Raw genomic sequence first — 14,578 nt, 5'->3', positions numbered from 1 at the left:
GACGACCTTCTTTGATATAATGGGAGAAAGATGGGAGGTGATGGCTGTGGAACCGGATGAATTTGTCCACTTACACCTGCACACGGAATACAGTTTGTTGGACGGGGCGGCCCGGATCAAAGAGGTGGTTGCCAAAGCAAAACAGCTGGGGATGAAGGCGCTGGCCATCAGCGACCACGGCGTGATGTACGGTGTGATCCCTTTTTACCGGGCCTGTCTGGAAGAAGGAATCAAACCCATCATTGGTTGTGAAATGTATTTGACGGACGATTACACGAAAAAAACGCCCCTCAAGGAGCAAAAAACATACCATTTGCTGCTCCTTGCCGAGTCCAATGAAGGATACCAAAATTTGATCCGCCTATGTACCGAAGCCCATTTGCGGGGATTTCACCATAAACCGCGAATTGACCGGAACTTGCTTCGAAAACACGCTGCCGGTTTGATCGCAACCAGTTCTTGTCTGAAGGGGGAGATTCCGCAGGCGATTTTAAACGGCCAATATGAAAAAGCCAGTCGTTTGATCCGGGAATATTTGGATATTTTTGGGAAAAATTGCTTTTATCTGGAATTGCAGGATCATGGGTTGCCGGAACAAAAGCAGGTGAACCGGGTGCTGATCAAGTGGGCGGAAGAATTCAAGATTCCACTCATTGCCACCAATGATGTCCATTACGTGGAAAAAAATGATCATGAAATTCATGATTGTTTATTATGTATAGGAACAGGCAGTAAATTGGATGATGTGCATCGGTTTCGTTTCGGTTCGGATCAATTTTATTTAAAGTCGAAAAATGAGATGAAGGAGCGTTTTCGGCATGTGCCGGAAGCCATCCAAAATACGGCCAAAATTGCCGAGCGTTGTCATGTGACGATTCCACTCGGGCAAAAATGGTTTCCCCGCTTCCCTGTCCCGGACGGGATGAGCGCGAGAGATTACTTGAAAAAACTATGTTTAAAGGGAGCGGAGGAAAGGTATGAAAAAATCACCGACGAAATATTAAACCGGCTTCACTATGAATTGGAAACCATTGATCAAATGGATCTGAACGATTATTTTCTGGTGGTTTGGGATTTTGTCCGTTTTGCGCATGAAAACGGGATTGCGGTCGGTCCCGGACGCGGTTCGGCCGCCGGAAGCCTGGTGGCCTACCTGCTGAACATCACCCAGATCGATCCCATCCGGTACGGTCTGTTGTTTGAACGGTTTTTAAACCCGGAGAGGATCAGCATGCCGGACATCGATATCGACTTTAACTATGAGCGGCGGGATGAAGTGATTCGGTATGTTGTCGAAAAATACGGCGCGGATCACGTTGCGCACATCATTACCTTTGGAACCATGGCCCCCAAGGCGGCGGTCCGGGATCTGGGGCGTGTGATGGATTATCCCTATCCAGAGGTGGACCGGCTGGCAAAAATGATTCCGGCAAGCCCCGGGATGACCATGAAGAAGGCCTATCAATCTGAACCACGGTTGAAACAGCAAACCTTGGACCCGGCTGTGGGTAAATTGCTGAAAGCGGCGGAAAAAGTGGAGGGGATGCCGAGACATGTATCCACGCATGCCGCCGGTGTGGTCATTTCCAGCGAACCCCTGACCCGCTTCGTTCCGTTACAGGAAGGAAGTGAAGGAATTCCGCTGACGCAATATCCGATGGAGGTCTTGGAGAAGATCGGCCTTCTCAAAGTGGATTTTTTGGGGCTTCGCAATTTGACCATTATTGAAAATGCGCTTCGACTCATCAAAGAAACCCACGGACAGACACCGGATTTTTCGCAAATGGAATATGATGACCCGGCCACTTACCGGATGTTGTCCCGTGGCGAGACCGTCGGCGTTTTCCAGTTGGAGTCTTTCGGGATGCGGCAAGTGCTCAAAGAATTAAAGCCGACCCGTTTTGAGGATCTGATCGCGGTGCTCGCCTTATATCGTCCGGGCCCCATGGAACAGATTCCGCGGTTTATCCGCGCCAAACACGGGCTGGAGAAGGTGGATTATCTGCATCCGGATCTGGAAGAGATCCTGGAAGGTACGTACGGGATTATCGTCTATCAGGAGCAAATCATGAAAATCGCCGCCAAAATGGCCGGCTTTTCACTGGGGCAGGCAGATATCTTGCGACGGGCCGTCAGCAAAAAGGAAAAAAGCTTGTTGTTGGAACAGCGGCAGGCGTTTGTCAAAGGTTGCATCGGACAAGGCTATGATGAATCGACGGCAGAACAAATTTATGATTTGATTGTCCGGTTTGCCGATTACGGGTTTAACCGGAGCCATTCGGCGGCCTATGGCGTGCTTGCTTATCAGACGGCTTATTTGAAAGCCAATTATCCGCTTGAATTCATGACGGCGCTTTTGGCCACCGTGATGGGGAATCATGACAAAATGGCCGAATATATTGAGGAAGCGAAAAGGATGAATTTGCCGGTCCTGCCTCCGGACATTCAAAAGAGCCAACGGACGTTTACGGTGGAAGGCCGGGCGATCCGGTTCGGGCTGTTGGCCGTCAAAAACGTTGGCGCCCATGCCATCCGCAATATCATTGAAGCGCGGAAAGAAGGGCCGTTTAAGGATTTGTTGGATTTGTGCCGGCGTGTGGACTTAAGAATCTGCAACCGGCGTGTCTTGGAATCGTTGATCGAATGCGGGGCGACGGATTCGTTTCCGGGGCACCGGGCACAAAATTTATCCGTTCTCGACGATGTTATGGAGCAGGCAATGCTGGAAAAACAACTGGCCGACAAAGACCAGTTAAGCTTTGCATTTTCCGGTTCCAACGGGGAGGACATTCAATTTCACCTGTCCCAAAGCCGGGTGACCCCTTACTCGCGGGAAGAAAAGTTGGAAAAGGAAAAAGAACTTTTGGGATTGTATTTGTCGGGCCACCCTCTGGATGCTTATCAAGAAGAGATCCGGAAATCCACCACTCATACGATTCCGGAATTAAAGTGCCTGCCGGACAAAAGCCGGGTTTGGATTGCCGGGCAAGTCACCAGATTAAAAGTCATTCAAACCAAAAAAGGGGAACCCATGGGCTTTATGACGCTTGCCGACCGGCACGGCGAAGTGGAAACGATCTTGTTTCCCAAAGCTTTCTCCCGATACCGGGATGATGTGAAAGACGGGACGATGGTGCTGGTCAAAGGAAGCGTCCAAACCGACCCGGATGACCGGGTTCAAGTGGTTGTGGATGCATTGATGGATTTGAAAGCGGTGAAAGCACGCCGGCCGGATAATCCGCAGGGGGTGTATTTGCGCATTACCCCTGAGTTGGAACAAGCGGAAAAATTAAACCGGTTAAAAGCAGTCATTCTTCGAAACCGGGGACGGATTCCCGTTTATCTTTATTATGAGCGGATGAAACAAGTGCGTGCGTTGCCGGTTGATCAATACGGGATCGCATGGACAGAGGCGTGTGTCAACCAACTGAAACAGATTGTCGGGGAAGAAGGGCTGCGGGTCAAAAGAGAGACGGAAGGCACAAACAGGCGACAAGCCGCTAAGAGAAGGTGAGATTTTGTTTTATGAACATTCCTTGAAGCTGCTGGAAGAACGCGGGGTGACCGTCGAAGGAATCGCGGAGATCGTTTATCAGTTGCAATCGCCGTACAACAAGGATCTGTCGCTTCAAACCTGCGTTGAAAATGTGAAAGCCGTATTGAAAAAAAGGGAAGTGCAACATGCCATTATCACGGGTGTGTCCTTGGATATGCTGGCAGAACAAAAGAAGTTGCCCGAGCCTTTTCAAACCATCATGGAAGTGGACGAACCGCTGTACGGAATTGATGAAATTCTGGCACTCAGCATCACGAATGTCTATGGAACCATCGGCCTGACCAGTTTTGGTTATCTGGATAAAAACAAAGTCGGGATCATGGAGAAATTAAATAACCACGGGAAACAGATTCATGTGTTTTTGGATGACATTGTCGCCGGCGTGGCGGCGGCGGCATCCGCCAGGATTGCTCATCAACATCCCGATACCAATCCATATATGAAAAATCAACCTTGATCTTTGCAAAGAAGTGTTTGCCGGGAGGCGGACACTTCTTTTTTTGACCGTTTGTTCACAAGTTTTTCTTTTTATTTGCTTTCTTTAATGAAAAATTCCCCTGATTGTTTATAATAAAAGTAGATGAAATCATTCACAAATTGTTTTTAGAATATTTTTTTATATTTGACAAGGAGGATGTGAATGAAAAAGGCCATCCGCAGGCTGTGGAAACAGCAAGAGTCCCGTGAACTGTTGGATCCCGTTTATCATGAGCAATACTGTATCTATTTTGAAAAAGAAAAGATTTTTTTCGTTTCGTTTATAAATGAAATAAAAAAAGAAGAAGTTTTTACAAATGAAAAATTGGTTGCGCAAAAACTGGAGCCTTTGTACGAACGGTTTCAATCCGGAATTGATGATTATCTGGAAAATGTGTTTGCGTCCCAAAAAGTTTGGCGTTTCTTTGATGTGAATTACGGGTTGGATATCAGGGTGAACCGTCAGAAGGAAGAGCCCGGATGGGAAGTGTGGATGGGAGAAGATTTAAGCTTTTTGACTTTGCAGCACCGGGAAGCGAGGGAATATGTTTTGGGATTGATCACAAAGGGGGAATGCTGGTTTCAACGGGAAGCCAAAAAAGAAATGGGTTTGGTGCTGTGAAAGGAAATACGGAAAAGCTCGCATGCGGGCTTTTCTTCTGCGGGAGATCATAGATTTTATTTATCCGAATGAATAAAAACATAAACACCGAGAATGGTCAGCGGGATGAAAAGCTGATTGGATACATAAGAAAAGATGGTTCAGAAAGGTGGAGAGCAGATGAAAAACATCCGGTTTCCGGTTTTTCTTTCTCTTTTGGCTGGTTTGATTTTGATGTCGGCTTGTGCCCGTCCGGAAACGACAGAGCGTTTGTCCGGAAAAACGAAACACTGGGAAGCGTCGGTGGAATACCATCACAGAGAAGACACCAGCGAAGAAAAACTGATGATCCGGTATATCGGCGGGGAAGCGGCTTTTGTGGGACCGGTTCACTATCTGTTGAAATCCGGGCAAAACGTTTTAAGCGAGGAGAAAACGTTTTTGGATGGCAATGGCCAGGTGGTCATGAATTCGGTTTTGAAAGACACTTCCCCGGTGGAGGGAACGGACCGGTTGACGCTGGAAATCCGGTGGGACGAACAAAAAGAGGAGGTTTTGCTGACAAAATAACGGGTTAAGGGGCAAAAATCCGGAACGATGAATAAAAGTCTGAAAATAAAGAAAAATAACTGTGTGCATTCGATGAGACAAGCACAGGCTTTGTGAGGGGTTATACAAAGTCACAACAGCCATTTTCACTTCCCCGGCTGTTCTGGTATAATGTGACTTATTAGTGGTCAGACCACTTATTCGGAGAAAAGGAGCGAGTCGGTATTGGCTAATTTGCGCGAAGAAGCATTGCGGTTGCATCGGGAAAAGCGCGGGAAGCTGACGATGCAATCAAAGGTTCCTGTCGAGTCGGCGTATGATCTCAGTTTGGCTTACTCACCGGGTGTTGCCGAACCTTGCCGGGAAATTCACAAGGATCCGGGTGTCATTTATGATTATACGATGAAAGGGAATCTGGTTGCTGTCGTTACGGACGGCACCGCCGTGTTGGGGTTGGGAAACATCGGTCCCGGAGCCGCCCTGCCGGTGATGGAAGGAAAAGCGGTCCTGTTCAAATCATTTGCAGGGGTGGATGCAATTCCGATTTGCCTTGATACGACAGAAATCGATAAAATTGTAGAGACGGTCAAATTCATGTCCCCCACATTTGGCGGGGTTAACTTGGAGGATATCGCGGCTCCCAACTGTTTCATCATTGAAGAGCGGTTGAAAAAAGAACTGGACATCCCGGTCTTTCACGATGATCAGCACGGCACCGCCATTGTCACCTTGGCCGGGTTGATCAACGCTTTGAAAGTGGTTGGCAAAAAGATGGAAGAAATCCGGGTTGTCGCCAATGGTGCCGGAGCCGCGGGAATTGCCATTATTCAAATGTTGCTCAATATGGGCGTCCGCGATGTGGTGATGTGTGACAGCAAAGGCGCCATTTACAAAGGGCGTCCCTACGGGATGAATCCCGTGAAGGAAAAAGTGGCTGAAATGACCAATCACCGGATGCTTCGCGGGGAATTGGCCGATGTGATGAAAGGCGCCGATGTGTTTATCGGTGTTTCGGTTGCCGGTGCGGTGACGCCGGAAATGGTACGATCCATGAACAAAGACCCGATTATTTTTGCCATGGCCAATCCCGTTCCGGAAATCATGCCGGAAGAAGCGAAACAAGCCGGGGCCAAAGTGGTGGGAACCGGACGTTCCGATTTCCCCAATCAGGTGAACAATGTGCTGGCCTTTCCGGGCATTTTTCGGGGATCCCTGGATGTGAGGGCCAAAGCGATCAATGAGGAAATGAAAATTGCCGCCGCGTATGGAATCGCCAGTCTGATTGAGGAGCATGAGTTGAGTCCGGATTATGTGATTCCTGCTCCTTTTGATCCGCGGGTGGCCCCGAAAGTGGCCATGGAAGTTGCCAAAGCGGCGATGGAAACCGGTGAGGCGCGAATTCAAGTCGACCCGGAGGAAATTCGCCAAAAAACCATGCAATTGACCAAAGTATATGTACCATGACAGAAATAAGGCGTGATGGATGAAAACGATGAGTGGATCCAGTAAATTTGAAGCAATCTTTAAAGGAATACACCAACTGATAGAAGAAGACGGGCTCAGGCCGGGTGACCGCCTCCCTTCTGAGAGAGAATTGTCCGAGCGGTTGAATGCCGGACGATCGTCGGTGCGGGAGGTTTTGCGCTCACTCGAACTGTTGGGATTGATCAGTACCCGGAGAGGGGAAGGAACTTTCCTGGAGCCTGTCTATGCCCATCAATTTGTCGATCTGTTGGCAGGATTCATTTTAAAAAACGAAAATGCCAAGAAAGACGTCATGGAAATGCGGATGATCCTGGAGATCGGGGCGGTTCGTCTCATTCAAAGGCACCAGGTGACCAAAGAGCAAACGGCTCATTTGGAATATCTGGTGGAAAAAATGAAAAGGCTGGTTTATGATCATCAAAATCCAAAAAAAGTGATGATGGATTTTCATGCTTATTTGATCAAGTTAACAGACAACTATCTGTTAACCCGTGTTTGGCATCCCGTCGTTTGTTTTGAAAAGGCGATCAGCAAAGAGAAGGGCGATGAGGAGAAGATCTATCCGAAGATGATCGTGTGCTACGAGGAAATTGTGGATGCAATCAAGGAAAAACGGGAGTGGTCCGCCATCTCTTGCTTGGAACGGCTCTTTGCCGCCTGGCGTTCGATTCGGACCGGAATCAGTCATCATGAATCAACAAGTGGAATGGAACTCGATTTGACAGATTGAAAAGAAGACTTTCAGAGAAGGTGTTAACGTGTTACGAGATTTATTCAGGAAACAGAAAAAGTACGCAACCATTCCTTCAGAACAGGTCAAAAAAGAGATTCCCGAAGGGATTATGCAAAAATGCCCGAAATGCCGGACAATCTTGATTACAAAAGAGCTGGAAAAAAACCTGAAAGTGTGCAAGGCGTGCGGTTATCATTTTCCCATGACCGCATGGGAGCGCATTGAGTCATTGGTGGACAGCGGATGTTTCATCGAATATGACGCGGATTTGCAGTCGGCCGACCCTTTGGAGTTTCCGGGCTATCAGGGGAAACTGAAAAAAGATATGGAAAAAAGCAACCTGAATGAAGCCATTGTCACCGGCGAAGGGAACATGGGAGGCTATCCGGTTGTGTTGGGTGTGATGGACTCCCGTTTCCGCATGGGGAGCATGGGGTCGGTCGTCGGGGAAAAAATTGCCCGTGCGGCGGAAAGAGCGATACTGAAGAAGTACCCGTTTATTCTGTTTTGTGCTTCCGGAGGGGCACGGATGCAGGAAGGGATTTTATCCTTGATGCAAATGGCCAAGACCAGTGCGGCTCTGGAAAAATTGCACCGGAATCATGTATTGTTTGTTTCTGTTTTGACCCATCCGACCACGGGCGGAGTCTCTGCGAGCTTTGCTTCCCTCGGGGATATCAACATCGCGGAACCGGGGGCCTTGATCGGATTTGCAGGGCGCCGGGTCATCGAGCAGACGGTTCGCCAAAAACTGCCGGATGATTTTCAGACAGCGGAGTTTTTGTTGAAACACGGCCAGTTGGATCAAGTGGTTCCCCGTTCAGATATGCGTGAAACCCTGATACGGATTTTGGATTTTCACGCGGATAGGAGGGAAGCTTGATGAAAAATGCATTGCCATTTGAAAAACCACTGATTGAATTGAGAAAAAGAATTGAGGAACTGGAGAATTTTTCGCAGGAAAAAAATCTTGATTTGTCGGATGAAATTGCAAAGTTGCAAGACAGAGCCGCCCGTTTGGAAAATGAGATATACGGGAATTTGACAACCTGGCAAAAGATCCAGATTGCCCGGCATGCGAACCGTCCGACGACCTTGCATTACATCCGGACCATTTTTACCGATTTTATGGAATTGCACGGGGACCGGCTCTACGGGGATGATCCGGCGATTGTCGGAGGCATTGCCAAGTTGGACGGGCGTCCGGTGACGGTGATCGGGCATGAACGGGGCACGGACACAAAAGATAAAATTGCCCGCAATTTCGGTCTTCCCCATCCGGAAGGATACCGAAAAGCGCTTCGTTTGATGCAGCAAGCGGATAAGTTCGGCCGTCCGATCATTTGCTTCATCGATACACAAGGGGCCCATCCGGGAATTGAAGCGGAAGAACGGGGACAGAGTGAAGCGATCGCCCGCAATTTGCGGGAAATGGCCGGTTTTTCGGTCCCGATCATCTGTGTCATCACCGGGGAAGGAGGCAGTGGAGGCGCACTCGGCATCGGTGTCGGCAACCGCTTGTTGATGCTGGAACATGCTTATTATTCGGTGATTTCGCCGGAAGGGGCCGCAGCCATTTTGTGGCGGGATGCGGCAAAAGCCCAGGAAGCAGCCGAAGCTTTGAAGATAACCTCCGCCGATTTGAAAAAATTAGGAGTCATTGACGAAATTATTTCAGAACCAAAAGGTGGAGCTCACCATAATCCCATGTTACAATCAAAATATATTAAACAAGCAATAAATAAACATCTGACATCTTTGCTTTTGCTCTCAGGAGACGAACTGATTGAGGATCGGTATCAAAAATTTTCCAAGATCGGAGAATTTACTTCGATGGTCACAAAGTAGAAGCCGTTTTGACGGTTTCTCTTTTTGTCCCGGTTGGACGTTTTGTGTCCCTGAGGGCTGGGATATACTGAATCTGATGAGGTGATTTGAACAATGAAGCGTATAGCTGTACTTACCAGTGGCGGTGACGCTCCGGGCATGAACGCCGCCATTCGTGCCGTTGTGCGCAGCGGACATTATCACGGCCTGGAAGTGTATGGAGTGATCCGCGGATATACCGGTTTGATCAACGGGGATATCCGTCCGTTGAGTTTAAGATCAGTCGGGGATATCATTCATCGCGGCGGTACCATTTTATATAGTGCTCGTTGCAAAGAGTTTCAAACCGAGGAAGGCCGGAAAAAAGCGGTTGAGCAATTGAGAAAGCATGAAATCGACGGATTGGTGGTTATCGGCGGAGACGGCAGTTTCCGGGGAGCCCAAAAATTGACGGCATTGGGTTTCCCTGCTGTGGGTGTTCCCGGAACCATTGATAATGACATTCCGGGTACAGATTTCACGATCGGGTTTGACACAGCGGTCAACACCGTCATCGACTGCATTGACAAGATCCGGGATACTGCCACTTCCCATGAGCGCACATATGTGATCGAAGTGATGGGAAGAAATGCGGGGGACATTGCCCTCTGGTCCGGATTGGCCGACGGGGCCGAATCCATCCTGATTCCGGAATCGCCGTATGATCTGGATGATGTGGTGCGCCGGTTGAAACAAGCAACGGAAAGCGGGAAAAAACACAGCATCATCATTGTTGCCGAGGGTGTGGGCAGCGGCGTCGAATTTGCGGAGAAAATCAAAGAAAAACTCAGCGTTGAGACAAGAGTGACCGTGTTGGGACATGTGCAACGCGGAGGGTCTCCTACTGCTTTCGACCGTGTTTTAGCCAGCCGGATGGGAGCTAAAGCGGTCGATCTTTTGCGTGCGGGAGAAAAGGATAAAATGGTGGCGATCCAAAACAATAAATTGGTCGGAATTGACTTTGATGAGGCTTTTTCCATGAAGCATCAACCCGATATGGAACTATATGACTTGGCAAAGATATTATCGATTTAACATGAGGAGATGAGTAGCAGGATGCTTCGTAAAACAAAGATTGTCTGTACGATTGGCCCGGCGAGTGAAAAGATCCCGGTGTTAAAAAAGCTGATTCAAAGCGGCATGGATGTGGCCCGCTTGAATTTTTCCCACGGCTCTCATGAAGAACATAAACAGCGGATTGAAAATATCCGGCAAGCGGCAAAAGAAGAAGGAAAAAATATTGCGATTTTGCTGGATACCAAAGGTCCGGAAATTCGCACCGGCGATTTGGAAAAGCCGGAAATTGAATTGGTTGCCGGAAACAAGGTCACACTGACAACAGAACCGGTCTTGGGGAATGAAGAACGGATTTCCGTCTCCTACCAAGGATTGCCGCAGGATGTCCAACCGGGCGCCACGATTTTGATTGATGACGGTTTGATCGGTTTAACCGTGGAACGGGTCCATGGCTCCGAGATCGAATGCACCATTGACAATGGCGGCGTTTTAAAAAGCCGCAAAGGGGTGAATATTCCGGGGGTCAAAATAAATCTTCCGGGCATCACGGAAAAAGATGCCAAGGATATTCTTTTCGGCATTGAACAGGGAGTCGATTTTATCGCGGCCTCTTTTGTGAGAAAGCCCCAGGATGTTTTGGAAATCCGGGAAATTTTGGAGGAGCACCAAGCCCATATCCCAATCATCTCCAAAATTGAAAACCAGGAAGGAATTGACAACCTGGACAGTATCTTGGATGTCAGTGACGGCTTGATGGTGGCCCGTGGCGATTTGGGAGTGGAGATTCCCGTTGAAGAAGTGCCGATTGTGCAAAAAGAAATGATCAAAAAATGCAACCACCTGGGCAAACCGGTGATCACGGCGACGCAAATGCTGGATTCCATGCAACGCAATCCAAGGCCCACCCGGGCGGAAGCCAGCGACGTGGCCAATGCGATTTTGGACGGAACCGATGCCATCATGTTGTCCGGGGAAACGGCGGCCGGGAAATATCCGGTGGAATCCGTCAGTACCATGGCGCGGATTGCCATTCGCACGGAATCATCGCTTCGGTATCAGGAACGTTTTCAACAAAAAATCAGAGAGATCAGCCACACGATTACCGAGTCCATCAGCCAGGCCGTGGTGCATACCTCTTACAAATTGGAATGTTCGGCAATCGTGACCCCGACCGAAACCGGATATACCGCACGCATGGTGTCCAAATACCGCCCGAAAACTCCCGTGATTGCCGTGACACCCAATGAATCGACCTTGCGAAAATTATCGCTGGTTTGGGGAGTTTATCCCATCAAGGGAATCAATGCGGAAACAACGGATGAAATGTTCACTTATGCCATTTCCACGGCACTGGAAAACCAATATGTGAAACAAGGAGATCTGGTCGTCATTACGGCCGGGGTGCCAGTCGGAAAATCAGGAACCACCAATTTGATGAAAGTGCATGTGATCGGCGGCGTGTTGGCGCAAGGACAGGGAATCGGCAAACGCGTCGTGACCGGTCCGGTGATCGTGGCAAAAAATGCGGATGAGTTGAATCGCAAGATGGTCAAAGGCGGTATCATTGTGACACACAGTACGGACAAAGACATGATGGAAGCATTTAAAAAGGCTTCGGCCGTGATTACCGAAGAAGGCGGTTTGACTTCGCATGCTGCGGTTGTCGGTGTCAGCCTGGGCATCCCGGTGGTAGTGGGAGTGCAAGACGCCGTGAAACTGTTGGCAAACGAAAGTGAAGTGACCGTCGACGGGGAACACGGACAAATTTACTCCGGAAGGGCAAACGTTTTGTAGAAAAAAGCGCTGGATCCACCAGCGCTTTTTCTTTAAAACGTTTATGATTAAAATGAAAATGGAACCAGGCCCAAACGCGGAAAGACCCACCAGCGAAGTTTCCTGCGCAACTTTTTCTTCTTTTTGCGGCTCATTGATCTCCCTCCTTGTTTGTATATGGATTGGATGAAGAGGGTGGTTACTCACATTATGTGAGAGGAAGATTTAAATTATGTGTGAAGAAAGCTCCCGTTTGGTTAATGCTAAGGCTATTATAAAAAAAGGTTGACAAATAAAACAATATGTCAAAAGTCACCGGTGCTATTCGAAGGGGGAATCCGTATGATGAAAAAGACGTCCGAAACGAAGCTGCGTGTCCGTTATCAGGAAACAGACCAAATGGGTGTGGTCTATCATGCCAATTATCTGGTTTGGTTTGAGTCGGGGCGTACCGAATTCATGAGAGAACACGGATTTTCATATAAAAAATTGGAAGAGAAAGGTATTTTGCTGCCGGTTGTGGATATTCACTGCAAATATCTGTATTCGGCAAAATATGATGATTTGGTGGTTGTGCGGACAAGCATCAAAGACTGGAACAAGTGGAAAATCATTTTTTCTTATGAAGTGCTGAACCATGAGACCGGCCAATGTCTGGCAAAAGGGGAATCCTCTCATTTATGGGTGGACCGGGACATGAAGCGGGTGAATTTGAAGAAAGCGGTTCCGGAGCTTTATGATTGGTTCATCCGTTTCACGGGGGAAGGAAAATGAGAAATCTGTTTTTGCTTCTTCTCACTGCGATCATTGTCATCCCGGCATTGGAAATCTGGTTGTTTATTGAAATCGGCGGCTGGATCGGGACACTGCCAACCATCATGCTCGTCTTTTTGAGTGCAGTGCTGGGAGCCTGGTTAGCCAGACGGGAAGGCTGGAATACGTACCGGTTGGCCATGATCCAAATGCAAAAAGGGGAATTGCCCGGCGAAGCTTTGATTGACGGGGCCTGTATTTTGAGCGGAGGCATTTTGCTCATCACGCCTGGATTTTTTACGGATGCGGCCGGTTTTCTTTTGGTCTTTCCTTATACCCGTGCAATAGTCAAGCATTGGATCATCCGATGGTTGAAGAAAAAATTTGAACGTGGGGAAATCATATGGTACCGGAGATATTGAAAAGGAGTCCGAATCGGACTCCTTGTTTGCTTTGGACGGGATTTTTTCATTTCAATCTTTTTTCTGCCGGAGAACCGGCGGTTCATGACCGAGGATGTATTTCCAAATATCTTGGAAGACTCGTGCCCGGTGAAGAGCCATTAAAATCACAACCGTGACCGGCCCAAGGATCAGCCCGATGATGCCAAACAGCTTTAAGCCGACAAACAACGAGATCAGGGTGAGCAACGGATCAATGCCGATGCTGCTTGCCACGAGTTTGGGTTCAAGGAATTGACGGACGGTGATAATGATTCCGTAAGTGATGGAAAGGCCGATTGCCCATTGGAGGTTACCGGTCAAAAACAGATAAATGATCCAAGGAACCAAAACGGCGCCGACACCCAGATAAGGCAGCAAGTCCACCAGCCCGATGATAAATGCGATGGTAAAGGCATACGGAATTTTTAATATCGTCAGCCCGACCAACATGATCACAGCCGTGATGGTGACCAGGGCAAGTTGTGCACGGACAAATCCGAGTAACGCTTTTTTTAAATCCGTTAAAATGGACCGGATTGTTTTTTGTATGTCAACGGGGATCACCCATAATATTTTTTTACGTAAGCGCGGCCAATCCCAACCGATAAAAAGGGCGGCAAGCGTGATAAAGACAAGGACCGTGATTAAATAAGGCAGATTGCTGATAAACTGGCCGATTGCCACCAGGATTCCGGTGATGAATTCGCTTCCTTTATCGGCAATCACCCCGATGTTTTCCTGGATACTTTGGGAAATGCGTTGTTCATGCTCGGGATTTTTTTCCAGATACGTTTGCACGGTATCAATGATCCGGCGAAAATCAGTGTTTTCTTTCGTGAATGTCTGAACAAAAGTTTGCCCGATCTTATTGAAAATCACCGGCAGGAAGTCCGCCAACTTCGTTAATTCAACCACGATTTCGGCAACCAAAAAAATAATCAGCGTCAACAACAGGCTCAGAAGCAACAGCAGGATCAATGTCACTCCCGCCCAACGGGGGATTTTGGCCCTTTTGTTCAGCCAGCGGACCATCGGCTCGATGAACATGGCGATCAACCAGCCGATCACAAAGGGATACACCAGCGGCATGGTGACCGAAACCAATAAATATGTACCCAGCAGGATGCCGGCCACCAGAAGGGACCGGAGAATGATTCCCATCCATTTAGGATAAACCATCTGACGGGGACCTCCCAGTTACAACGTTCTTTGCCATTTTTATTATACCATGGAAAAAGACAAACCAAGGAGAAAATCAAAGCAAAATATTCGTTTAATTTGTTCAATTATAAACAATAGTGAATAACTGATGTGATAAATTGTTC

At 48.2% G+C, this 14,578-nt stretch carries 13 protein-coding genes; 12 read left to right on the top strand and 1 reads right to left on the bottom strand.

What is annotated here, in order from left to right; all coding sequences use genetic code 11:
* Nucleotides 1–40: 40 nt before the first annotated feature.
* The 12 genes from H1R82_RS09635 (at nt 41) to H1R82_RS09580 (ending at nt 13,232) form a co-directional block, all read left to right on the top strand.
* A complete protein-coding gene (locus tag H1R82_RS09635; RefSeq protein WP_181732476.1) occupies nt 41–3,514 on the top strand; it encodes a DNA polymerase III subunit alpha in 3,474 nt (1,157 codons plus the stop codon).
* A gap of 4 nt (nt 3,515–3,518) precedes the next feature.
* On the top strand, nt 3,519–4,013 hold the full coding sequence (locus H1R82_RS09630) for a phosphatidylglycerophosphatase A family protein (protein WP_181732475.1): 495 nt from the start codon (nt 3,519–3,521) through the stop codon (nt 4,011–4,013).
* Nucleotides 4,014–4,196: 183 nt separating this feature from the next.
* Nucleotides 4,197–4,655: a hypothetical protein gene (locus H1R82_RS09625; RefSeq protein WP_181732474.1), complete on the top strand. Its 459-nt coding sequence runs from the start codon at nt 4,197–4,199 to the stop codon at nt 4,653–4,655.
* 159 nt (nt 4,656–4,814) lie between these two features.
* Nucleotides 4,815–5,204 carry a hypothetical protein gene (locus H1R82_RS09620; RefSeq protein ID WP_181732473.1) on the top strand — a complete coding sequence of 130 codons (390 nt, stop codon included), beginning with the start codon at nt 4,815–4,817 and terminating at the stop codon, nt 5,202–5,204.
* Nucleotides 5,205–5,408: 204 nt separating this feature from the next.
* Nucleotides 5,409–6,647: an NADP-dependent malic enzyme gene (gene ystJ / locus H1R82_RS09615; RefSeq protein WP_269747552.1), complete on the top strand. Its 1,239-nt coding sequence runs from the start codon at nt 5,409–5,411 to the stop codon at nt 6,645–6,647.
* Nucleotides 6,648–6,675: 28 nt separating this feature from the next.
* Complete coding sequence (locus H1R82_RS09610; protein WP_232333884.1) at nt 6,676–7,398, top strand: FadR/GntR family transcriptional regulator; 723 nt, start codon at nt 6,676–6,678, stop codon at nt 7,396–7,398.
* 28 nt (nt 7,399–7,426) lie between these two features.
* Nucleotides 7,427–8,284 (top strand): acetyl-CoA carboxylase, carboxyltransferase subunit beta, encoded by an 858-nt coding sequence (gene accD / locus H1R82_RS09605; protein WP_181732471.1) that lies wholly within the window; start codon nt 7,427–7,429, stop codon nt 8,282–8,284.
* On the top strand, nt 8,284–9,249 hold the full coding sequence (locus H1R82_RS09600) for an acetyl-CoA carboxylase carboxyltransferase subunit alpha (RefSeq protein WP_181732470.1): 966 nt from the start codon (nt 8,284–8,286) through the stop codon (nt 9,247–9,249). The genes accD and H1R82_RS09600 overlap by 1 nt, the downstream gene beginning before the upstream one ends.
* A 93-nt stretch (nt 9,250–9,342) precedes the next feature.
* A complete protein-coding gene (gene pfkA, locus H1R82_RS09595; protein WP_181732469.1) occupies nt 9,343–10,302 on the top strand; it encodes a 6-phosphofructokinase in 960 nt (319 codons plus the stop codon).
* A 21-nt stretch (nt 10,303–10,323) separates the two neighbouring features.
* On the top strand, nt 10,324–12,078 hold the full coding sequence (gene pyk, locus H1R82_RS09590) for a pyruvate kinase (protein WP_181732468.1): 1,755 nt from the start codon (nt 10,324–10,326) through the stop codon (nt 12,076–12,078).
* A 321-nt stretch (nt 12,079–12,399) separates the two neighbouring features.
* Nucleotides 12,400–12,831, top strand: a complete 432-nt coding sequence (locus H1R82_RS09585) for an acyl-CoA thioesterase (RefSeq protein ID WP_198054046.1) — start codon at nt 12,400–12,402, stop codon at nt 12,829–12,831.
* Nucleotides 12,828–13,232, top strand: coding sequence for an FxsA family protein (locus H1R82_RS09580; protein WP_232333883.1), 405 nt, complete (start codon nt 12,828–12,830; stop codon nt 13,230–13,232). The genes H1R82_RS09585 and H1R82_RS09580 overlap by 4 nt, the downstream gene beginning before the upstream one ends.
* Before the next feature lie 51 nt (nt 13,233–13,283).
* Here H1R82_RS09580 and ytvI read toward each other — a convergent pair whose 3' ends face one another.
* Nucleotides 13,284–14,432 carry a sporulation integral membrane protein YtvI gene (gene ytvI / locus H1R82_RS09575; protein WP_181732467.1) on the bottom strand — a complete coding sequence of 383 codons (1,149 nt, stop codon included), beginning with the start codon at nt 14,430–14,432 and terminating at the stop codon, nt 13,284–13,286.
* Nucleotides 14,433–14,578 lie beyond the last annotated feature (146 nt).

It is taken from the genome of Thermoactinomyces intermedius, from assembly GCF_013912365.1.
In the GTDB taxonomy this organism is placed as follows: domain Bacteria; phylum Bacillota; class Bacilli; order Thermoactinomycetales; family Thermoactinomycetaceae; genus Thermoactinomyces; species Thermoactinomyces intermedius.
This window is presented reverse-complemented; position numbering and strand designations above follow the sequence as displayed.